Origin of the sequence: Arthrobacter sp. NQ7 (genome assembly GCF_029581595.2) — a bacterium.
GTDB lineage: Bacteria > Actinomycetota > Actinomycetes > Actinomycetales > Micrococcaceae > Arthrobacter > Arthrobacter phenanthrenivorans_B.
This window is the reverse complement of sequence record NZ_JARFXU020000001.1, coordinates 186,485-208,449: the sequence shown is the minus strand read 5'-3', so window position 1 is coordinate 208,449 and position 21,965 is coordinate 186,485. Positions and strand designations below refer to the sequence as shown.

Sequence of the window (21,965 nt, the reverse complement as noted above, 5' to 3'; positions counted from 1 at the left end):
GCTTTCCTGCTTGGTGCTTAGGTTTGCCTACCCTACAGTTTCTGAACATAGGCACTGTCTTCCGGTGCCCATCAGGACTTAGGTTCACGCAGACTTTTCCCCACGAAAGCAGCCTCAATGAAGATCCGCAACAGCGCGCTGGCAGGCATCGCACTCGCCGCCACCGCAGCTCTCGGCCTGACCGCCTGCGGCGGCGGCACTCCCGCCGGCGACAGCTCCTCCGCCGCTTCCAACGGTGCCGCCTCGGGCGAGATCACCGTCTACAACGCCCAGCACGAAAGCCTCACCAAGGAATGGGTGGACGCCTTCACCGCCGAAACCGGCATCAAGGTGACCCTGCGCCAGGGTGACGACACGGAGATGTCCAACCAGATCATCCAGGAAGGCCAGGCGTCCCCCGCCGACGTGTTCCTCACCGAGAACTCCCCCGCCATGACGCAGGTGGAGAACGCCGGGCTGTTCGCCGACGTCAACAAGGACACCCTGGCCCAGGTCCCCGCCGAATTCTCGCCGTCCACCGGCAAGTGGACGGGCATCGCCGCCCGCTCCACCGTCCTGGTGTACAACAAGACCAAGCTCACCGAGGACCAGCTGCCCAAGTCCATGCTTGACCTGGCCAACCCGGAGTGGAAGGGCCGCTGGGCCGCCTCGCCCACCGGCGCCGACTTCCAGGCCATTGTCTCCGCGCTGCTGGAGCTGAAGGGCGAGTCCGCCACCGAGGACTGGCTCAAGGCCATGAAGGACAACTCCAAGGCCTACAAGGGCAACAGCACCGCCATGAAGGCAGTCAACGCCGGCGAAGTCGACGCCGCGCTGATCTACCACTACTACTACTACGGCGACCAGGCCAAGACGGGCGAGAACTCCAAGAACGTCGCCCCGTACTACTTCAAGAACCAGGACCCGGGCGCGTTCCTGTCGGTCTCCGGCGGCGGCGTGCTCAAGTCCTCCAAGAACGCGGACGCGGCGCAGGCATTCCTGAAGTTCATTACCGGCAAGAAGGGGCAGGAAGTCCTGAAGAACGGAACCTCCTTCGAATACGCCATCGGCTCCGACGTGCCGGCTAATGACAAGCTGGTCCCCATCAAGGACCTGCAGGCACCCAAGGTGGACGCCGCGAAGCTCAACTCCCAGAAGGTCTCCGACCTGATGACCCAGGCCGGACTCCTCTAATTCCGTGACCACCGATCTATCGGCTCCCGCCAAGCGGAGCACGACGACGGCGGGCAGGGGCAACAGCCCCCGCCCGCCTTTCGGCGTTTCCGCGGTGTCCGCGCTGGCGGTGCTGATTGCCCTCTTCTCCCTCGTCCCGCTGGGGTACGTGGCCTACATGACGGTGGCGACCGGGTGGGATACCGCCGTCGCCCTCATCATGCGGCCCCGCGTGGGCGAACTGCTGGTGAACACCCTGCTCCTGATGGCTGCCACCATCCCGCTGTGCCTGCTGCTGGGCGTGGCAGGGGCCTGGCTGGTGGAGCGGACGAAGCTTCGCGGCCACCGGGTCTGGGCCGTGCTGCTGGCCGCACCGCTGGCCGTCCCCGCATTCGTCAACAGCTATGCCTGGGTTTCGGCCGTGCCGTCGCTGGGCGGCCTGGGTTCGGGAATCCTGATTTCCACCCTGTCCTACTTCCCGCTGGTATACATTCCGGCGGCCGCCACCCTGAGCCGGCTGGACCCGGCCATTGAGCAGTCTGCCGCCGCGCTGGGGCTGGGCGCCTGGCGGGCCTTCTTCCGGGTGGTGCTCCCACAGCTCCGGATTGCCCTGACGGGCGGCGCCCTGCTGGTGGGGCTGCACCTGCTGGCCGAATACGGTGCCTTCGCCATGATCCGGTTCGATACCTTCACCACCGCGATCATGACCCAGTACCGGTCCACCTTTAACGGGGCGGCCGGGAACATGCTGGCCAGCGTGCTGGTGTTCTTCTGCCTGCTCCTGCTGGTGGCGGAGGTCCGCAGCCGTGGTACCGCCCGCTACGCCCGGATTGGTTCCGGGGTGCAGGCCAGGGCGCTGCGACTGCCGCTGCACGCCTACCAGGTTCCCGCCCAGCTCTTCCTGCTGGCGCTCACCGCGCTGGCGTTCGGCCTCCCGCTGTACTACGTGCTGAAGTGGATCGTGGCCGGCGGGGCAGACATCTGGACGGCGTCCGAGTTCCTTCCGGCCCTGCTGGCCACGTTCTGGTACGGGCTCGTCGGAGCCGCGGCCACAGTGGTGGTCGCCTTCCCCATGGCGTACCTTGCGGTCCGGAAGCCCGGCTGGTTCAGCAAGTCCCTGGAACTGTCCAACTACGTCACCAGTTCCATGCCGGGGATCGTGGTGGCGCTGGCGTTCGTCACGGTCAGCATCCGCGTGATGCCCGGGATCTACCAGACGGCAGGGGTGCTGGTGGCCGCGTACGTGCTGCTGTTCCTCCCCCGGGCACTGGTGAACCTCCGGGCCGGCCTGGCGCAGGCCCCCAAGGAACTGGATGAGGCAGCGCAGGCCCTGGGCAAGCCCCCGCTGGTGGCCTTCATCCGCGTCACCCTGCGGCTCACCGCACCCGCAGCGGCCGGCGGAGCGGCCCTGGTGTTCCTGGCCATCGCCAACGAACTGACCGCCACCTTGCTCCTGTCCCCCAACGGCACCAAAACCCTGGCCACCGAGTTTTGGAGCAAGAGCAGCGAGATTGATTACGCGGGCGCCGCACCCTACGCCCTGCTGATGATCCTGCTGTCCGCGCCCATGACCTATCTCCTCTTCCAACAGTCCAAGAAAGTAGCCGGACAGTGACAGCACCATCGACCCGCCGGCTGCCCGAGCCCCGGGTGGCCCCTTCCGTGGCGGCAACCACCAACAGCCACCTGCAGATCACGGACGTCACCAAGAACTTCGGATCACAGGCGGTCCTGAAGGGCGTCAACCTGTCCGTGGCCAAGGGCGGTACCACCGCCATTGTGGGCCCGTCCGGCTCCGGCAAGACCACACTGCTGCGCCTGATTGCCGGATTTGAACACCCGGACACCGGGAGCATTTCCCTGAACGGAACCCTGGTGGCCGGTGAGGGCGCCTGGCTGCCGGCCCACAAACGGCAGATCGGGTATGTGGCCCAGGATGGCGCCCTGTTCCCGCACCTGACCGTGGGCCAGAATGTCGCCTTCGGCCTCAATCCGGCCAAACGTGAGGGTGGCCGCCGTGCCGTCGCGGCCCGCGTGGCGGAACTCTTGGAAATGGTCTCCCTGGACGCATCCATGGCCAAGCGCCGGCCGCACCAGCTTTCCGGGGGCCAGCAGCAACGTGTTGCCCTGGCCCGCGCGTTGGCACGCGAACCGGAGCTCATGCTCCTGGACGAACCCTTCTCCGCGCTGGATGCCGGCCTTCGCGTGGCCACCCGGCGCGCCGTGGCCAAGGTCCTGGCCGAAGCCGGGGTCACCACCATCCTGGTCACGCACGACCAGGCCGAGGCCCTGTCCTTCGCTGACCAGGTGGCCGTGATGCGCGGCGGCAAGCTCGCCCAGATCGGCAACCCGTTCGTGGTGTACACCCGCCCCGCAGACCGGGCCACCGCCGAATTCCTTGGCGATGCCGTCATCCTGGACGCGTGGCTGGAAGGGTCGCTGGCCACCTGCTCGCTGGGCGGCATCCCGGTCCGCCGGCCCCCGGCCCAGGGACGGGTGCAGCTCATGCTCCGGCCGGAACAGATCCGCATCGCCGAGGACGGTCCCATCCGGGGCGTTGTGGTGGACACGGACTACTTCGGCCCGGAAACCACTGTCCGGCTGAAACTGAACGTGCCCGAGGAAGTGGCCGGGCACGCCGACCACCGCTACCCCGGCGGCGGCGAAGTGATCACCATCCGGCACTGGAACGCCTCGATCGCCCGGCCCGGCATGGAGCTGTGCCTGCGGGTTGTGGGCGAAGCGGTCGCGTTCCCCGTGGAGGACTGACAGCCCCGCGCTGTCCTGCGACGAATCAGAAGCTTGTCCGCACGTCCGAACCTTCAGGACACGGATACGCGAACAAGCTTCTGACTGACAGCCCGCCACCGGGTGACACAGAAAAAACACCGCGCGGAAACACTCCGGCAACCTGTCCACGGCAAGCTGTGCTTACGGGGATACAACAGCAGGAGGCAGCCCATTATGGAGGCACAAGGAATACGTACGGCCCAGCTCCGCATCGGGGACGAAATCGAGGCGTGGCACCGGGGCAGGCTCTTCCACAAAGGCCGGGTGACCGACGTCGTCCCGGCCCTTGAACTCTTCTGGATCCTGGACGCCCGGACCGGCACCCGCAAGCTGCTGGACCCGGAGGCCCTGGAGATCCGCCACGTCGAAACCCCGGTTCAAGCGCCGGTAAAACTGGACGTACCGGTGAAACCGGGGCCCGCGGGCAAACCGCTCGCCACAGCCTAAAGCCCGCCAGGCAACGCTTTCACGCGCCTTAGCTGCGCTCCTGGTAGACGTCCGGGACGCCGTCGTGGTCCGAATCCACTTTTTCGAGCTCTTCGGCCAGCCGGTACTGACGGTTCCGGGTGCGCAGCACGGCCGTTGCCAGCAGGGCAGCGAGCAGTGACGCGGCCAGGATGCCCACCTTGGCGTGGTCGTCGTGCAGGCTGCCGTTGCCGAAACTGAGCTCGGCCACCAGCAGGGAGACGGTGAACCCGATCCCGGCCAGCAGGGCAACACCTGTGATGTCGATCCATTTGTAGGAGCTGTCCAGGGTTGCCCGGGTGGCCTTGGTCAGGACCCAGGTGGTGCCCATAATGCCGATCGGCTTGCCCAGGACCAGGCCCAGGATGATGCCGAGCGCCACGGGGTCAGTCAGCGCCTTGCCCAGGCCTTCCCAGCCGCCCACGGCCACACCGGCGGAGAAGAACGCGAAGATGGGAACGGCCACGCCGGCCGAGATGGGCCGGAACCGGTGCTCGAAGATTTCAGCGAGCCCCGGACCGGCCTCCGGGCCGCCGGACGCCTGCGAGCGGACCACGGGAATGGCAAAGCCCAGCAGGACGCCGGCGACGGTGGCGTGGATGCCTGATGCGTGCACCAGCGCCCAGGTGACGGCCCCCAGCGGCAGCAGGATCAGCCACGCGGCGGCGGCATGCCGGCCGAAGAACCGGCGGTACTTGTGGGCCAGGACGGCGTAGACGGCGAGCGGGATGAGCGCCAGGAGCAGCGGCACCGGCTGGATGTCGCTGGAATAGAAGAACGCGATGATGGTGATGGCGATCAGGTCATCCACCACCGCCAGGGTCAGCAGGAAGATCCGCAGGGCGCTGGGCAGGTGGGATCCGATGATCGCCAGGACCGCCACGGCAAACGCAATGTCGGTTGCCGTCGGAATGGCCCAGCCGCGCAGCGTCTCGGGCGAGGCGAGATTGACGACGGCGTACATCACCGCCGGGACGGCGACGCCACCTACGGCGGCGGCTACGGGAACGATTGATTTACTGATCTGGCGGAGGTCGCCGGCCACGAACTCACGTTTAAGTTCCAGGCCCACCAGGAAGAAGAAAATGGCCAGCAGTCCATCTGCCGCCCAGGCGCCCAGGCTCAGGTCAAGGTGCCACGGTTCGTAGCCAACCTTGAAGTCGCGGAGGGCAAAGTAGCTCTCCGATGCAGGGGAGTTGGCCCAGACGAGGGCGATGACGGCGGCGATGACCAGGAGCGCGCCGCCAACGGTTTCCTTGCGGAGGATTTCCCCGATGCGCAGGGCCTCGGCATAGCTGCCCCGGGAGAAAACGGTGGAACCAAAAAACGTGTTCCTGCGGGGGGTGGGCGGGGTGGAGTTCATCCAGGCGTCCTTAAATCCGGGTTCGACAAAGCCATGCCGACCAGACTTCCCGGCGCACCTCCCTCCATCCTACGGGAAGGGCTTAACCCACACGCCTGCCTCCGGCCCGGTCCGGCCGGCTGTTCAGCTGAATGGCGCGGACGGCCCGGTCCAGGTAGGTCCGCGCCTCCGGCGAGTTGGCCAGCTGCACCAGTTCCGCGGCGACCACCACCAGCTTGACGTTCCGGTGGCTGCTGGTGCTGACCAGCATCCGGAAGGCCTCGTCGGAGCCGAGTTTCAGCTGGCCCATGAGGATGCCGCGGGCCTGGTCGATCACGGTCCGGGTGGCCGTAGCCCCTGCCACGGCATCCCGCGCGGCCTGTTCGGTTTCACGCTGCAGGGTCCGGCTCAGGTCCACTGTCACGCCCTCCAGCGCAATGACCGCCCCGTTGCCGTCCAGGAATCCCTCCCCCGCGGTGAGCACCCGCCGGGTCTTGCCCCGGGCGTCGACGATCCGGTGGTACATACAGAAGAATCCGCCGTTGCGGGACACCTGCGCCACGATTTCCTCACACCGTTCCCGGTCCTCCGGGTGCTTGTGGGCAAAGATCAGTTCCAGGCTGGGAACCACCTCGCCGCGCTGGTAGCCGTGGAGCCGGAACATGCCATCGGACCACTGCAGGGCCGGGCCTTCGGGGCCAAGATCCACCCTGAACGTCCCGGCGTCGTTTTCGCTGTCCCCGAGCACACTGGAATACGTGTACAAGTCGTTGAGCTCCGTCACCGGACTACCTCCCCTGGACCGCCCGGCCCCCCGCGGGCCGGCGTTGTCCTCGCTCATTTAAGTATGGCCGTCCGCGGAATCAGAAGGTAGTGCGGGAGGCCCTATGGACCTCTGGCCCGGCATGGCATAGTGCTCTTGACCTTGATACCCCCTAGGGGTATATTGGCAGTGTTGTCAGTGAAGTGGTATGTCCCGGCCGGTGCTTCCACCGCCTTCACAGCCGTTCAACCCCAGCGCCGAATAATCCCAACGGATTGGAACTGACATGAACACCGGGAACCACCATCATCAGGACCCCGACCAGAGCCGGCCCGGCGGCGGGACGCTCACCCAGCCGCCGGCACACGCCGCCGGACACGGCCCCCACGGCGGCCATGCCGAAGACGACCATATGGTCCACACCCACGGCCAGCACGCCGGGCACAGTACCGCCATGTTCAAGAACAGGTTCTGGCTCACCCTTGCCCTGTCCCTCCCCGTGGTCTACTTCAGCCCCATGATGGCCCACCTGCTGGGCTACATGCCGCCGGAGTTCCCCGGTTCCGCATGGATTCCGCCGGTTCTGGGCACCGTCATCTTCCTGTACGGTGGCCAGCCCTTCCTCAAGGGCGGACTGCAGGAGCTCAAGGACCGCGCCCCGGGAATGATGCTGCTGATCGGGATGGCCATCACGGTGGCCTTTGCCGCGTCCTGGGTCACCAGCCTGGGGATCGGCGGTTTCGACCTGGACTTCTGGTGGGAGCTGGCGCTGCTGGTGGCCATCATGCTGCTGGGCCACTGGATCGAGATGCGCGCCCTCGGGTCCGCACAGGGCGCCCTTGACGCCCTCGCCGCGCTGCTCCCGGACGAGGCTGAGCGCATCACCGAAAGCGGCACCGAAACCGTCCCGGTGTCTGCACTCAGTCCCGGGGACATGGTCCTGGTCCGGCCCGGCGCCCGCATGCCCGCCGACGGGAACGTGGTGGACGGGCAGGCCGAGTTCGACGAGTCCATGATCACGGGTGAATCCAAAACCGTGGCGCGGGGCGCCGGCGATCCGGTGGTGGCCGGGACCGTGGCAACCGACAGCAGCGTGCGCGTGCGGGTCACGGCCGTGGGCGACCAGACCGCCCTGGCCGGGATCCAGCGGCTGGTGGAGGAAGCACAGGCTTCATCGTCCCGCGCCCAGGCACTTGCCGACCGTGCAGCGGCTTTCCTGTTCTACTTTGCTGCCGGCGCCGGCGTACTGACCTTTATCGCCTGGACGCTGCTGGGAAGCGTTCCCGACGCCGTAACCCGGACTGTCACCGTGCTGGTGATCGCCTGCCCGCACGCCCTCGGGCTGGCCATCCCGCTGGTGATCGCCATCTCCACCGAACAGGCAGCCAGGGCCGGGGTGCTGATCAAGAACCGGATGGCACTGGAACGCATGCGCACCATCGACGTGGTCCTGTTCGATAAGACCGGCACCCTGACCACCGGGGAACCGGAGCTGAAAGACATCGCCGTTGCTGACGGTGCCGACGCCGACGCCGTGCTGGCCCTGGCCGCCGCCGTGGAATCAGACAGCGAACATCCGGTGGCGCGGGCCATCGTCCGCGCCGCCACGGCACGGAACCTGGCACTGCCGCATGCCACCGGCTTCACCTCCCTGACAGGCCGTGGCGTCCAGGCCACGGTGGATGGACGGACGGTGCACGTGGGCGGGCCGGCGCTCCTGCGTGAGCTTGGCGCCGTCGAACCCGCCGCTTTGGCCGCCAGCACCCGGGCGTGGATGAACCGCGGGGCAGCCGTGCTGCACGTGGTCGACGGCGGCAGGATCCTTGGTGCCGTGAGCATGGAGGACGCCATGCGGCCTGAGTCCCGGCAGGCGGTTGCAGCCCTGCAGCGGCGCGGCATCAAGGTGGCGATGGTCACCGGCGACGCGCACCAGGTGGCGCAGGCAGTGGCCGCGGACCTGGACATCGACGAGGTGTTCGCCGAGGTCCTGCCCGCGGACAAGGACAAGAAAGTGGCCGAGCTGCAGGGCCGCGGGCTGAAGGTGGCCATGGTGGGCGACGGCGTCAACGACTCCCCCGCGCTGGCCCGCGCCGAGGTGGGCATCGCCATCGGCGCCGGAACGGACGTCGCGGTGGAATCCGCCGGCGTGGTGCTGGCCGGGAATGATCCCCGCGCCGTGCTGTCCATGGTGGACCTGTCCCGGGCGAGTTACCGGAAGATGTGGCAGAACCTGGTCTGGGCCACCGGCTACAACATCCTGTCCGTACCCTTGGCCGCCGGCGTCCTGGCCTTCGCCGGGGTGGTCCTCTCGCCCGCGGCCGGGGCTGTGCTGATGTCCGCGTCCACGGTGGTGGTGGCCCTGAACGCCCAGCTCCTCCGGCGCCTGAAACTCAACCCGTCCGCGGTACGTTGATCCTCCGGACCGATCGGCACACCCGAATCAGCCCGAAGGAGGGTCCTGCCATGACCAGCCGCGCCCTGCCGTCCCTCCTCTGCCGGGCCTGGCTGCTCGCCGGCATCCTGGCCGTTATCGCGGGGCTGCTCGGAATGCATGTGCTGACAGCAGGACACGCATCGCACGGGCGGGGTTCGCACGGGCTGGATTCGCGCGGGCTGGATTCACACAGTCCCGTTACCCACAGCCCCCTCCCTCCCGGCGGCGGTGCCCCCAGCGGTCCGGGAGCCGTGGCACCCGCCGGCCATGTCGCCGTCGGGCATTCCGCCCGTGGGGACCATGCGGACGGGGTGGCCATGGCTGCTGCCGCCACCTGCGGCAGTCCGTGCCCTTTGGCCCGGGAGCCGGGGGCGCAGTGTATCCCGTCCGCACCCAGCGCCCCGCAGACGGGACATCCACCGCAGGCAACCCTGGCCGGCCTGCCGGCGCTGCATACGGTCACCGGGCCCGGCTCCGCCTACGGCTACCTGCCGCCCAGCCCCACGCCATGCGAGTTGTCCATCAGCCGGACGTAGACCGAACTGCTCCCGACCAACCGGACCAGTTCCACTACCTTCCTGAAGGACAACCATGAACACCACCCTGAAAACCCTGTCCATTACTGCTGCCCTGGCCGCCTTGCTGGGCCTTGCGGGATGCGCCGCCAGCGCGGGTTCCGGCAGCATGCCCATGGACCACGGCACGTCCGGCTCCATGGCCAGCTCGATGCCCGGCGCCACCGCGCTGGCGAGCACGGGCGCCGACCACAACCAGGCCGACGTCATGTTCGCGCAGATGATGATCCCCCACCACGCCCAGGCGGTGGAGATGAGCGGCATCATCCTGGCGAAGCCGGACATGCCCGCAGAGCTGACCGCCCTGGCCATCGGGATCAAGGCCGCCCAGGCTCCGGAGATTGAGCAGATGACCGGCTGGCTCACGGGCTGGAACGTGCCCACCATGATGGCTGACCACTCCGGGCACGGTATGTCCGGCATGGTGGACGATGCAGGCATCGACAAGCTCAATTCAGCCACCGGTACCGAGGCAGCGCGCCTGTTCCTTGAGCAGATGATCGGCCACCACGAGGGCGCCATCGACATGGCCCAGCAGGAACTCAGTGCAGGCAAGTCAGCGGACGCTGTGAAGCTGGCCCGCGGCATCGTGGACGCCCAGCAGTCGGAGATCACGCACATGAGGCAGCTCCTGGCCACGCTCTAACCGTCACGCCGGGCAATGCCATGCGGCGCGGCGGCGGCACCCACCCTATGGGGGCAACCGCCGCGCCAATGCGTGTTAAGTTGAAAAGCACGGGTCCGAACGGATCAGCCGCCAGCTGGGAAAAGAGAAACCTCCTTGGACACTTCCGCGCCAGTACGAATCCTTACCGTCTGCACCGGAAACATCTGCCGGTCACCGGTGGCCGAACGGTTGCTGCAGGCTGGACTCGACCAGGCGGTCCCGGGCGGTTTCCAGGTGGCGAGCGCCGGCACCCGCGCCCTCGTAGGCGAACCCATGCAGCCCATCTCGGCGGACATCGTACGGACTTTCGGCGGCAACCCCGACGGCTTCGCGGCGCGCCAACTGACGCCCAGGATCCTGCGCGGCGTGGACCTGGTCCTCACCATGACCTCGGGGCACCGCGGCGAGGTGCTCCAGCTGGATGCCTCCCTGCTCAAGCGCACCTTCACCATCCGCGAGTTCGCGCGGATGCTCGATGTCCTGCACCAGCGGGAAGCTGATGCGGGCAGCCAGCCCGCCGTCGTCGTACCTTCCCAGGCAGCGTCCGACGGCGACGCCGGGCTCGCTGCCAATGCCGCCCTGTGGCGGAGCTTGCCGGCGCGGGCGTCCGGCGTGCGGCATCTCTCCCTGCCCGCCGATCCGGCGGACAACGACATCGTGGACCCGTACCGCCGCGCGCCCGAGGTGTACCGGGAGATGGAGGACCAGCTCGCCCCGGCGATCGTGTCCATCCTGCGCCACGCCCGGCTCAACGCGCCGGCCGGCGGCCACGCGTCACAGCCGCTGTAGGGCCGCACCCGCTTCGTGCACACGCCGGACCATGGCGCCGGCCTTTCAGGTGACAGTTTGGATACGCCCGTAGCCAAGCGGGGCCTGCGGGACGGACACTGATCCCACCAGTCACAGTGAGGTGGAGGCGTCATGAGCATCCCAGGCGGTTCTGATCCATCCGGTCCCACCGGCGGTCCGCGGCCAGGCGGCCCCTCCAGCTCCGGCCGGCCTGCCTGGATGGCGGCCCTGGGCCGGCGCCGCTGGATCGCTGCCCTTGTTGCGCTGGTGCTGGTGGCGGCGGCCGGAGTCGCGGTCTACAGCCTGAACCGTGCCGGCCAGCAGGCGCAGCCGGCGGCGACCCAGACCCAAGCCCCGACGCCCAGCGCCACCCCCACACCTACTCCGTCCGAAACGCCTCCGCCGGCTCCTGCTCCCCCACCTCCACCGGCCCCGATTCCGGATCTGCCGGCGGCCCCGATGAACATCCTGGTGATCGGCAGCGACATCCGCGACACCCCGGCCCGTGATGCGGCGGCCCGTACGGCGGCCACCGGCGAACCCCAGGACCAGCGGGCGGACACCCTGATGGTGGTCCACGTCCCCGCCGACCGCAAGAATCTCTACTTCATCTCCATCAACCGCGACAACTGGGTGGACCTGCCCGGAATTGGCGGCGCCAAGATCAACGCCGGGCTTCAGTACGGCGGCATCGACCTGCAGACCGCCGTGGTGCAGCAGCTCCTGGGAATCACCATCGACCACACCCTGATGCTCGATTTCGGCGGGTTCAAGATCCTGGTGGACGGCCTGGGCGGCATCGACGTGAACGTGCCGATCGCCTTCCAGTCCACGATTGAGACCGAACACGTCTTCAGCGCCGGCATCAACCACCTGGATGGACAGGCCGCCCTGGAGTTCTCCCGCGAGCGCCATGCCTTCGCCGACGGCGACTTCCAGCGTGTCCGCGACCAGCAGATCATGCTCCGCGCCATCCTGGCACGGCTTACCGGCGGCGGCGCCCTGAACGATGTCAACGCCGTCCGTTCGCTGGTGGACTTCGCGTCGTGCTGCCTCACTGTGGACAAAGGCTTCGACCCTGTCCAGGCCGCAATCCTTGCCTACAGCCTGCGGAACGTGGACGTGAACGCCATCGGCACCATGACCCTTCCCACGTTGGGCTCCGGCTTCGTGGCCGGGCAGTCCGTCCTGTTCCCCGATTACGACGGCATCGCGGCCGTGGGCGCCGCGTTGCGGGAGGGCCGGATCGGCGACTTCGCGAAGCCGTAGCGCAGCTTAGTTCGCGATCCGCAAAGCCGCCCGCGACGCGCGAATTCCCTGACGCGCCGCTATGTGGGGTGCGCCATCCAACACCCGCGTCGCGAAGTGTATTGCGCGTCGCGGAGTGTTTTGCGCGTCGAACGGCGGCGGCCCGGAAGCCCCCGGCTGCCGTTTCCTGTTCAACCGCGGCTCACTGCCGGTTCACCCGGGGGACAACGTCCGTGTGCCCGGCGGAGGAAGCCTGAGGGCATGACTGAGTCTTCCAAGGCAGGGGTTTCCCGCCGCACCATTGTCAAGAGTTCCGTCCTCGCCGCCGCGCTGGCCTCCGTGCCGGCCGCCAACGCTTCGGCCGCCACTGCACCGTCCGGCGTGGCCCTGGTGCGCAACCGGCTCACCCTGCCCAGCGGCATCGCCACCGGCGACGTCACCTCCGACTCGGCCGTGCTGTGGTCCCGCGCCTCGGGCGCCGGCCGGATGACGGCAGTGCTGCGGGCAGTGGACGACGGCGGCCAGGTCCTGCGCGGGCGGGGCGCCTTTGAGCGGGTACTCCGCGGGCCCCGGGCCACCCAGGCGTCCGACTTCACCGCCAAGATCCACGCCGGAAACCTGCCCTCCAACACCCGCTTTGCGCTGGAGATCAGCTTCGAGGACGACGGCGGCGCGGCCGGTGAGACGGTCCGCGGCAGCTTCCGCACGGCGCCGGACGCCGGGACGTTCAACGGCGCGGGCCGCACCGGCGACCTGACAGGCGGCGGTGACGTCCCGGCGTCGTCCTCGCAGAGCTTTGTGTGGACCGGCGACACCGCCGGCCAGGGCTGGGGCATCAACGAGGAAATCGGGGGGATGCGCGGCTACCGGGCCATGCACCAGACCCGGCCGGACTTCTTCATCCACTCGGGCGACACCATCTACGCTGACGGGCCCATCTCCGGATCGGTGACTGAAAAGGACGGCCAGGTATGGCGGAACCTGGTGACGGAAGAGGTCTCCAAGGTGGCCGAAACCCTGACCGAATTCCGCGGCAGGCACCGCTACAACTCCATGGACGCCAACATGCATGCCATGTTCGCGGACGTGCCGGTGATCGCCCAGTGGGACGACCATGAGACCCACAACAACTGGTACCCCGGGCAGATCATCGATGACTCCCGCTACACGGTCCGGGACGTCAACACGCTGGCGGCGCGCGGCCGGCAGGCCTGGCAGGAGAACATGCCCATCGCTGACAGCTCGGCCATCTGGCGGCCCGGGACGTTCGACGACGCCGGCCAGTACCAGCCGGCCCGGATCTACCGGAAAATCTCCCGTGGACCGCAGCTGGACATCTTCTGCCTGGACATGCGCACCTACAAATCGCCCAACACGGACGGCAAGGAACCCTACGCCACGAACATCCTGGGCCAGGAGCAGGTGGACTGGCTGATCCGCGAGGTCAGCAAATCCAAGGCAACGTGGAAGGTGATCGCCGCCGACCTGCCGCTGGGCATCATCGTCCCGGACGGCCCCGTGAACCAGGAAAGCCTGTCCAACCGCGATCCCGGCGCCCCGTTGGGCCGCGAACTGGAGATCGCCGGGGTGCTGAGCGCGTTCAAGCGCAACGGCGTGAAGAACACGGTCTGGCTCACGGCCGACGTGCACTACTGCGCAGCCCACCATTACTCCCCCGAACGGGCTGCCTTCACGGACTTCGACCCGTTCTGGGAATTCGTGGCCGGGCCCATCGCCGCCGGCTCCTTCGGCCCCAACGCCATGGACGGCACGTTCGGTCCCGAAGTGGTGTTCTCCAAGGCCGGGCGCTTTGCCGGCGAGTCCCCTCGCGACGGCGAAAACCAGTTCTTCGGGCACGTCCAGCTGGGCGCGGACAACAGCTTCACCGCGAGCCTCCGCAACGCCAACGGCGCCACGGTGTTCTCCAAGGTGCTGACGCCGGAACGGTAGCTCCCGCTCCACACATCACGCGGCGACGCGCAAAGCTTCCGGCGACGCGCAAATTCCCTGGCGCCGGGATATATGGGGCGCGGAAATGAATCTGGGCGTCGCGAAGGGGTATGCGCGTCGAACAACGGCGGCCGTTATTTCGCGCCGGCCCCTGGGTACGCCCTTGGTAGTTGTCCTGCATTTCGGCACGGCATTCGGCACGGCGAAGGACGGGGTGTTTCTTGAAGGGTAACTCAGCGAACGACGACGGCCTGACGGAGGCGGTGGAGCAGGCCGGGGCGGTGGAGCTGCTGCTGATCCGGCACGGTGAGAGCGAAGGCAACGTGGCAGCCACGGAAGCCCGGGAGGCCGGCGTTGAGGTCATCCCCGTCCCGGCCCGCGACGCGGACGTAAACCTCTCCGCGACCGGCAGGGAGCAGGCCACGGCACTGGGCGTGGCCCTGGCCCGGACCGCCCCGGAATTCCGTCCGGACGCGGTGGTTTCGTCCCCCTATGCACGCGCCCGGCAGACCGCGGAAATTGCGGTGGAAACGGCCGGTTGGCCGCTGCAGGTCCGCACCGACGAACGGCTGCGGGACCGTGAGCTGGGCATCCTGGACCGGCTGACCCGGCTGGGCGTGGAGAACCGCTACCCCGAGGAGTCCGAGCGCCGGGACTGGCTGGGCAAGCTGTACTACCGGCCGCCGGGAGGCGAATCGTGGGCCGACGTGGCGCTGCGGCTGCGCTCAGTCCTGGCCGAACTGAACAGCCTCGGCATGGGCCAGCGGGTGATGCTTGTATGCCACGACGCCGTAATCATGCTGTTCCGGTATGTCCTGGAAGGGCTCAGCGAGGAGGAACTGCTGGACCTTGCAGCCAGGGAAGCCATCCTCAACGCTTCGGTGACCCGGTTCGTCCGCCCCTCCGGCGTGGGGCCGTGGACGCTGGAGAGCTTCAACGTCGCCGACCACCTGGCCGAACAGGGCGTCGCCGTCACCGAGCACGCCGGAGACACCAGTGTCCGGCCGCGGTGAACCTTCCGGCGCCACCCTGGTCACGCCGTCGCTCCTGCGGCAGTGGCCGCTGCCGGCCCCAGGCGGGGACAAATATTCGCGGGGATCGGTGCTGGTGGTGGGTGGAGCGCGGGCAACTCCCGGCGCCGCCCTCCTGGCCGGAGTTTCGGCGTTGCGGGCGGGGGCCGGGAAACTCACGCTGGCGGTGGCCGAGTCCGTGGCCGTGCAGCTGGGGGTGGCACTGCCGGAATGCGGCGCGGTCGGGCTTGCGGAGACGGCCGGCGGCTCGGTCAAGGCGGAACTGGACAGGATGTCCGCCTACCTGGACCGGGCGGACACCATCCTGGTGGGGCCAGGACTCGACGATCCCGACCTGGCCGGTGAGCTGATGGCGGCGATGCTCGACCACGAGGCCGGCCGGGACCGCGGGCCGGACGGGGATTCCGGCGACGGAGGTGGCGATGGCACCGCGGGAGGTGCCGCCGTCGTCCTGGATGCCTACGCGCTGGGCGCCCTGGTGCCGCTGGAAGACCGGCTGGACCCTTGGCGCGGCCGGCTCATCCTCACCCCAAACCCCACGGAAGCAGGGATCCTCCTGGGACGGGACGTGGATGACCTCGAAAAGGACCTCGCCGACATCTCCGCCCGGTTCGACGCCGTGGTCAGCTGCCAGGGTCTGATCACGCAGCCCCCGGGCCTGGTGCCCGACGAACCGGAGCTATGGAAGATCACCACCGGCTACGGCGGCCTGGGCACCTCCGGCAGCGGCGATGTGCTGGCCGGAGCCATCGCCGGGCTTCGGGCCCGCGGCACCAGCAGCACCCAGGCGGCCTGCTGGGGCACCCACCTGCACGCCGCCGCGGCGGACCGGCTGGCCAGCCGGCTGGGGCCGCTGGGGTTCCTGGCCCGCGAACTCGCGGACGAACTCCCCGCGCTGATGCTGGAGTTCAGCGTCTGACCGGACACATGGATGGCCCCCGGCCGAAGCCGGGGGCCACCGTGGCGGGAGGTTAGGGCCTAAGCTGCCGGTGCGCTGTCTGGCGCTGTGGCGTGCACAGAATGGCGATTCGCCCCAAAATAGGCAGTCAACAGATCTGGCCGCCTCCCGGGCCTGCGTTGAAACTAAGCGGCGATTTCCTGCTTTGCCCCCTTCGTCTCGATCTCAATCTTGCGCGGCTTGGCCTTTTCGGCGACAGGGATCCGCAGCGTCAGGACGCCGGCGTCGTAGCTGGCCTTCACATTCTCGGTATCAAGCGTGTCGCCGAGGATCAGCTGGCGGCTGAAGACGCCACGCGGCCGCTCAGCGGCAATCAGTTCGGTGTCCTTGCCCGTGGGATCGGGCCGTTCGGCCCGGACCGTCAGGACATTCCGTTCAACATCCAGGTCAACCGAATCAACCGCTACGCCGGGCAAATCGAAGGCCACGACGAACTCCTGGTCCTCACGCCATGCATCCATTGGCATCGCCGCCGGGCGTGCTGCCGTGCCGAGGACCTGCTGGGCCAGCCTGTCCAGCTCGCGGAACGGATCGGTTCGCATCAACATGGCTTCCCTCCTCGTAAGAGATGGTCCAACACAGTTTCCATATCAGCCGATCTGTAGTGGCTGATACAGATTTTTTAGCACCGCAGGGACAGGTCTTCAAGGGTTCGGGCAAGAATTTCTGGAAGATTTTCCAGCCCTGCCAGGACGCGGAAAAGGGGCCTTCCAACCAGTGCGGGTGCACTGGCGGAAGGCCCCGTGGCGGCCTGATTCGGGTCAGTCCCGGGTGGGGTCGGGGCGAAGCGGCGCGGGCCCGGGGTCCGGGACCGGCAGCGGCCCCGGTGACGGTGGTGCGGGGAACGGATTCGGGGACGGCGGGCCGGGAGGCCTCGGCTGGGTGGGATCCGGCGACGTGGGCTCCGGACCGGGTTCAGGCGGAAACGGCTCTGGTTCGTGCACTGGCGGGATGGTCATGGAACTTCCCCTCTCACGCTGGGCGGATGTGCCTTGAACTGAACAGAATACGCCTGCCGTCCACCCGCAACCAGCCTCCCCCTTCCCCGTTTGCTCCATCAGTTGTGGTTCCTCACCACCGGTTTTGGGAGCCATAAGTGATGGAGCATCACGACGGCGGGAGGTTGGCACCGTGGGCAGCCTTCAGTCCGCGGCACCCACCAGGCGCAGCCATGACGCCAGCTGGCCGGGGTCCGCCACGCCGCAGCGGTAGCCGACGTACCCGTCCGGGCGGACCGCCACCACGCCCCGCCCGGGGTGGCTGGTGAGCTGGTGGACGTGGACCAGCGGCGAACCGGGCAGCGCGGTGAAGGCGGGGCCGGCACCCGCGGGGCCGGGGCCGGCGTCGCGCTCAAACAACAGGTGGATGCCCGGCACGGCGGTCAGTTCGTGAAGGCGGGCCACCCGTCCGCCCACGGAGACGGGCCCGTCCGGCAGCCGCTCGCCCGGCCGCGGCCACCGGCCGGCGCGGGGCATGCAGTCGTGGGAGAGGGCACTGCCGCGGTAGTGCACGAACGGCTGGGCAAGCAGCCTGATGCCCTTGGCGGTGACCCACCGCTGCCGCAGCAGCAGCGGCAGTGCCGGCGCGAAGACGGGCAGGACGCTCCGGGCCAGCCGGGCCACCGGATGCGGCGAGGCTTCGCCGAAGAAGATCACGTGCGTCAGCGCCAGCACCCGCCGGGCCGCCAGCCGCCGCTCCTGCCCGTAGCTGTCCAGCAGTTCGGGGAGCGGCGTGCCTGCGGCCGAGGCGAAGCCCAGTTTCCAGCCGAGGTTGAGGGCATCGAGGATGCCGTTGTTCATGCCCTGGCCGCCGGCGGGTGAGTGGGCGTGCGCGGAATCTCCGGCCAGGAAGACGGGACTGGCACCGAAGGTGCTGGCAATCCTGTGCTGCAGCGGAATCTGCGCCGACCAGCGCACCTCGCTGACCGCAGCACCCAGGCCGGATCCGCCCGGACCGGATCCACCCAGTCCCGATTCCCCCACCAGCCGGGCCACCTCCTCTGCGGAAACGGGCGGACCGAGCTGGCCGAAGCGGGCTCCCGCCGCCGGGGTTGCCGGGCGGGTGGCCAGCATCCGCCAGGTGGCGCCCTCGCCCAGCGCGAACAGGAAGACCAGCCCGGCGGCGCCGACGGCCACGTGCAGCATCCCCTCGTCCAGGGCGCCGTCCAGTTCGAGGTCGGCCATGACCGCTTCCACACCGTACGGGCCCCCGCGCCACTGTGCACCGGTCAGGCCGCGGACGGTGCTGGACTGACCGTCGCAGCCGGCCAGGAACCGGGACACGTGGTGCTCCGCCAGGTTGCGCCCCGGGCCGCCGGCGGGATGCAGCTGCGCGTTTACTCGGCCCTCCCCCGACACGAGGGCTGGTTCATGCTGGAGCCCGCGGAACTCCACGCCCCAGTCCACGTGGATCCCTCGGGCCTGCAGTGCCTGGCAGAGGACGTCCTCGACGTCGGCTTGCCGGACCAGGGTGAGGTGCGGGAAGGCCGTGTCCGGGAGGTCAGCGTGGCCCAGCCGGGCTTCGACGACGTGCCGGCCCAGGTGGATGCGCGCCTCGGGAGTGGTGTCGCCGCGGCTGAGCAGCTCATCGGTCACCCCCAGGGGGCGCAGGCCCTCCAGCGCCCTGGCGTGCAGCATCATGGCGCGGGACGGACGGGCCCGGTGCGGGCGCCGGTCCACCACCCGCACTGTGGCGCCGTGGGCGTGCGCCTGGAGGGCAGTGGTGAGCCCGGCGGGACCCGCGCCCACCACCAGGACGTCGCTGTCCGACGTCGTGCCTTGCCCGGGTGCCATGGATGGCGGATGTCAGTTGGGGTTGAGGAGCCGCCACCAGGCGTGGTCCGGCTGGGTTGCAGCAGGCATCCTCGCCGGGTTGGCGAGCACCTCGTCGCGGCGCAGCCCGGGAAGCACCTTGTAGCTGATGGACCCGGGGACGCTGACCAGTTCCAGGACCCGCCACAGGGCGGCGGCGTACTTGCGGGCGCGTTCGGAGCCGTCCCATTCATACAGCCCGCGGTAGGCGCCGAAGGTGTCGTGGGCGCACCAAAGCTTGGAGACAAACCCCGGGAACCCCACGAAGAGCGGGGTGTTCAGCAGGCTCTCCGCCTCGAACAGGCGGTGCGCCCTGCCGCGGACCAGCCGGAGCGTGAAGGCGACCACCAGGACGCAGGGCTCGGCGGCCCCGCGGTCGACGGCGGTCTCCCGGTAGACCCGCGCGGTGCTTCCGTCGGCGAACCGCAGCACCCTGCCAACATTCTGTTTCGGAAGATGGACCTGCCGGCGCACCAGCATGGCGCAGGACACTGCCACGCAGCGGGCCACCGCCAGCCAGGCCTGGGCCCGGGGAGCCGGGCCGGATTCGGGGGTCATGGCGTCTCCTTTCCTCTCAATGCCCTTCCAGCCTGACCGGCGGCGGGGCGGGGACCCAGAGTCTTTCGCCCTTTTCGGCTCCCCCGGTAGCGAACGGCCTGCGGGGTTGCCGGAGGGGGTCTATATATTGAATCCATGACCTCCACTTCCCTGCAGGATTCCACCGGTACCGCCGTCCCGGTCCCCCCGGTTGCCAAGAAGATCCCCACCGAACGCACGCACCACGGGGAGACGTTCGTGGACAACTACGAATGGCTGCGGGACAAGGAATCCCCGGAGGTGGTGGACCACCTGCGGGCCGAAAACGCGTACCAGGAAGCGGTCACCGCGCACCAGCAGCCGCTGCGCGAGGCCATCTTCCAGGAGATCAAGGGCCGCACCCAGGAAACGGACCTTTCCGTCCCGCACCGCAAGGACGGCTGGTGGTACTTCAGCCGCTCTGCCGAGGGCAAGGAATACGGGATCCACTGCCGCGTGAAGGCGCAGGACACCGGGGACACGGTGGCCGACTGGACTCCGCCGGCCGTGGAGCCCGGGGTGGAAATCCCCGGCGAGGAGATCCTGCTGGACGGCAACGTGGAGGCCGAGGGAAAGCCCTTCTTTTCGGTGGGCGGCACCGCCGTCACCGTTGACGGCACGCTCTACGCCTATGCGGTGGACAACTCAGGCGATGAACGGTTCACGCTGCGGATCAAAGACCTTCGCACGGGCGAACTGCTGCCGGACGTCATCGAGAACATCTTCTACGGCGTCTCCTTCTCGCCCGACGGACAGCGCCTCTTCTACACCGTGGTGGATGACTCCTGGCGGCCCTACCAGGTGAAGGCCCACGTCCTGGGCACGCCGGTGGCCGAGGACACTGTGGTCTACCAGGAGGACGACGCCGCCATGTGGCTCGGTTTTGAGCTCTCCGCGGACCGGCGCCACCTGGTGCTGGGCATCGGATGCTCGGAGTACAGCGAGACCCGCCTGCTCCGCTTCGACGACCCCGAACAGGCCGTCACCACGGTGATCTCCCGGAACGAACGGGTCCTCTACGAAGCCGAGCCCTTCCTGCTGGACGGTGTGGAAAAGATCCTGCTCACGCACAACCGCGGGGCCATTAACTCCATGGTGTCCCTGGCGGACCCGGCGGAACTCAAAAAGCCGCTGGCGGAACAGACCTGGCAGACCGTCGTCGACCATTCCGACGACGTCCGTGTCAACGGCGCGGGCGTCACGGCCACGCACCTCATCGTGTCCATCCGCAAGGACACCATCGAACGCGTCCAGGTGATGGGGCTGGCCGGCATGGGCACCACCGCCCAGCAGGCACCGGTGGAACCGGCCTTCGACGAGGAGCTCTACACTGCGGGCGTCGGCGGCTCGGACTACGAAGCCCCCGTGATCCGGCTGGGCTACACCTCCTACTTCACGCCGTCGCGCATCTACGACTTCGTGCTTCCCACGCCTGAGCAGCCGGCCGGCGAGCTGCTGCTCCGCAAGGAAAGCCCGGTACTGGGCGGTTACGACGGCAGCGACTACGTGGCCACCCGGGAGTGGGCCACTGCCGGGGACGGCACGCGGATCCCGCTTTCGGTGCTGCGGCACAAGGCGGTGAAACAGGATTCGACGGCGGCGGGCCTGGTCTACGGGTACGGCTCCTACGAGATGAGCATGGACCCCGGCTTCGGCATCGCCCGGCTGTCGCTGCTGGACCGCGGCGTGGTGTTCGTGATCGCACACATCCGCGGCGGGGGCGAGCTGGGCCGGCACTGGTACGAGGACGGCAAGAAGCTGACCAAGAAGAACACCTTCACCGACTTCGTGGACGCCACCGACTGGCTGGCAAACTCCGGCTGGGTGGACCCTGCCCGGATCGCGGCGCTCGGCGGCTCGGCCGGCGGCCTGCTGATGGGCGCCGTGGCCAACATGGCGCCGGAGAAGTACGCGGCCATCGTGGCGCAGGTGCCGTTCGTGGACCCGCTCACCAGCATCCTGGACCCGGACCTGCCGTTGTCCGCGCTGGAGTGGGAGGAATGGGGCAACCCCATCACCGACCCCCAGGCCTACGCGTACATGAAGTCCTACTCCCCGTACGAGAATGTGCGGGAGGTGGCCTACCCCAAGATCGCCGCCGTCACGTCCTTCAACGACACCCGGGTCCTGTACGTGGAACCGGCCAAATGGGTGCAGGAGCTGCGGAACAAGACCACGGGGTCCGAGCCGATCGTGATGAAGATCGAGATGGACGGCGGCCACGGCGGCGCGTCCGGCCGGTATGTCCAGTGGCGCGAGCGGGCCTGGGATTACGCGTTCATCGCCGATGCCCTGGGAGCCACCGAACTGCTGCCCGGCGCAGGGCTGAAACAGGACTGAAGCGTACGACGGCGGGCGCGTCCCGCCGTCGTACGCCTGCGTTTGCCCGCGCCCCCTGCCTTGCCCGCGCCGGGG

At 68.5% G+C, this 21,965-nt stretch carries 18 protein-coding genes; 13 read left to right on the top strand and 5 right to left on the bottom strand.

The features are described 5' to 3' along the window. Nucleotides 1–117: 117 nt before the first annotated feature. From PUN71_RS00930 to PUN71_RS00915, 4 genes are all read left to right on the top strand, one after another. On the top strand, nucleotides 118–1,173 hold the full coding sequence (locus PUN71_RS00930) for an iron ABC transporter substrate-binding protein (RefSeq protein ID WP_043452321.1): 1,056 nt from the start codon (nucleotides 118–120) through the stop codon (nucleotides 1,171–1,173). 4 nt (nucleotides 1,174–1,177) lie between these two features. Continuing rightward, a complete protein-coding gene (locus tag PUN71_RS00925) occupies nucleotides 1,178–2,767 on the top strand; it encodes an ABC transporter permease (RefSeq protein ID WP_205622246.1) in 1,590 nt (529 codons plus the stop codon). Beyond that, on the top strand, nucleotides 2,764–3,921 hold the full coding sequence (locus tag PUN71_RS00920) for an ABC transporter ATP-binding protein (protein ID WP_277797001.1): 1,158 nt from the start codon (nucleotides 2,764–2,766) through the stop codon (nucleotides 3,919–3,921). The genes PUN71_RS00925 and PUN71_RS00920 overlap by 4 nt, the downstream gene beginning before the upstream one ends. 195 nt (nucleotides 3,922–4,116) lie before the next feature. Continuing rightward, nucleotides 4,117–4,389: a hypothetical protein gene (locus PUN71_RS00915; protein ID WP_043452323.1), complete on the top strand. Its 273-nt coding sequence runs from the start codon at nucleotides 4,117–4,119 to the stop codon at nucleotides 4,387–4,389. A 28-nt stretch (nucleotides 4,390–4,417) separates the two neighbouring features. On the opposite strand, the gene nhaA is transcribed toward PUN71_RS00915, so the two are convergent. Then, nucleotides 4,418–5,770, bottom strand: a complete 1,353-nt coding sequence (gene nhaA, locus PUN71_RS00910) for a Na+/H+ antiporter NhaA (protein ID WP_277797000.1) — start codon at nucleotides 5,768–5,770, stop codon at nucleotides 4,418–4,420. A gap of 82 nt (nucleotides 5,771–5,852) precedes the next feature. Further along, nucleotides 5,853–6,533: a PAS and ANTAR domain-containing protein gene (locus tag PUN71_RS00905; protein WP_277796999.1), complete on the bottom strand. Its 681-nt coding sequence runs from the start codon at nucleotides 6,531–6,533 to the stop codon at nucleotides 5,853–5,855. Between the two features lie 265 nt (nucleotides 6,534–6,798). Between PUN71_RS00905 and PUN71_RS00900 the strand changes: the two genes are divergently transcribed. The 8 genes from PUN71_RS00900 (at nucleotide 6,799) to PUN71_RS00865 (ending at nucleotide 16,125) form a co-directional block, all read left to right on the top strand. Further along, complete coding sequence (locus tag PUN71_RS00900) at nucleotides 6,799–8,925, top strand: heavy metal translocating P-type ATPase (protein ID WP_277796998.1); 2,127 nt, start codon at nucleotides 6,799–6,801, stop codon at nucleotides 8,923–8,925. Between the two features lie 50 nt (nucleotides 8,926–8,975). Continuing rightward, complete coding sequence (locus PUN71_RS00895) at nucleotides 8,976–9,482, top strand: hypothetical protein (RefSeq protein WP_277796997.1); 507 nt, start codon at nucleotides 8,976–8,978, stop codon at nucleotides 9,480–9,482. 55 nt (nucleotides 9,483–9,537) lie between these two features. Beyond that, nucleotides 9,538–10,167, top strand: a complete 630-nt coding sequence (locus PUN71_RS00890) for a DUF305 domain-containing protein (protein WP_277796996.1) — start codon at nucleotides 9,538–9,540, stop codon at nucleotides 10,165–10,167. Between the two features lie 135 nt (nucleotides 10,168–10,302). Beyond that, nucleotides 10,303–10,977, top strand: a complete 675-nt coding sequence (locus PUN71_RS00885) for an arsenate reductase/protein-tyrosine-phosphatase family protein (RefSeq protein WP_277796995.1) — start codon at nucleotides 10,303–10,305, stop codon at nucleotides 10,975–10,977. A 132-nt stretch (nucleotides 10,978–11,109) separates the two neighbouring features. Beyond that, nucleotides 11,110–12,246 (top strand): LCP family protein, encoded by a 1,137-nt coding sequence (locus PUN71_RS00880; RefSeq protein ID WP_277796994.1) that lies wholly within the window; start codon nucleotides 11,110–11,112, stop codon nucleotides 12,244–12,246. A gap of 240 nt (nucleotides 12,247–12,486) precedes the next feature. Then, a complete protein-coding gene (locus tag PUN71_RS00875) occupies nucleotides 12,487–14,175 on the top strand; it encodes an alkaline phosphatase D family protein (RefSeq protein WP_277796993.1) in 1,689 nt (562 codons plus the stop codon). Nucleotides 14,176–14,396: 221 nt separating this feature from the next. Next, the gene (locus PUN71_RS00870) at nucleotides 14,397–15,188 is read left to right on the top strand and encodes a histidine phosphatase family protein (RefSeq protein WP_277796992.1); all 792 of its coding nucleotides are present in this window, start codon (nucleotides 14,397–14,399) and stop codon (nucleotides 15,186–15,188) included. After that, nucleotides 15,172–16,125, top strand: a complete 954-nt coding sequence (locus tag PUN71_RS00865) for an ADP-dependent NAD(P)H-hydrate dehydratase (protein WP_277796991.1) — start codon at nucleotides 15,172–15,174, stop codon at nucleotides 16,123–16,125. Before PUN71_RS00870 ends, PUN71_RS00865 begins: the two co-directional genes overlap by 17 nt. 164 nt (nucleotides 16,126–16,289) lie before the next feature. Here PUN71_RS00865 and PUN71_RS00860 read toward each other — a convergent pair whose 3' ends face one another. The 3 genes from PUN71_RS00860 to PUN71_RS00850 all read right to left on the bottom strand — a co-directional run bounded on the left by PUN71_RS00860 (nucleotide 16,290) and on the right by PUN71_RS00850 (nucleotide 19,532). Beyond that, a complete protein-coding gene (locus PUN71_RS00860) occupies nucleotides 16,290–16,712 on the bottom strand; it encodes an Hsp20/alpha crystallin family protein (RefSeq protein ID WP_043452334.1) in 423 nt (140 codons plus the stop codon). Between the two features lie 594 nt (nucleotides 16,713–17,306). Further along, nucleotides 17,307–18,956, bottom strand: coding sequence for an FAD-dependent monooxygenase (locus PUN71_RS00855; protein ID WP_277796990.1), 1,650 nt, complete (start codon nucleotides 18,954–18,956; stop codon nucleotides 17,307–17,309). 12 nt (nucleotides 18,957–18,968) lie between these two features. Continuing rightward, on the bottom strand, nucleotides 18,969–19,532 hold the full coding sequence (locus PUN71_RS00850) for a hypothetical protein (protein WP_277796989.1): 564 nt from the start codon (nucleotides 19,530–19,532) through the stop codon (nucleotides 18,969–18,971). A 135-nt stretch (nucleotides 19,533–19,667) separates the two neighbouring features. On the opposite strand from PUN71_RS00850, the gene PUN71_RS00845 reads away from it, so the two are divergent. Beyond that, nucleotides 19,668–21,890: a S9 family peptidase gene (locus tag PUN71_RS00845; protein ID WP_277796988.1), complete on the top strand. Its 2,223-nt coding sequence runs from the start codon at nucleotides 19,668–19,670 to the stop codon at nucleotides 21,888–21,890. Nucleotides 21,891–21,965 lie beyond the last annotated feature (75 nt).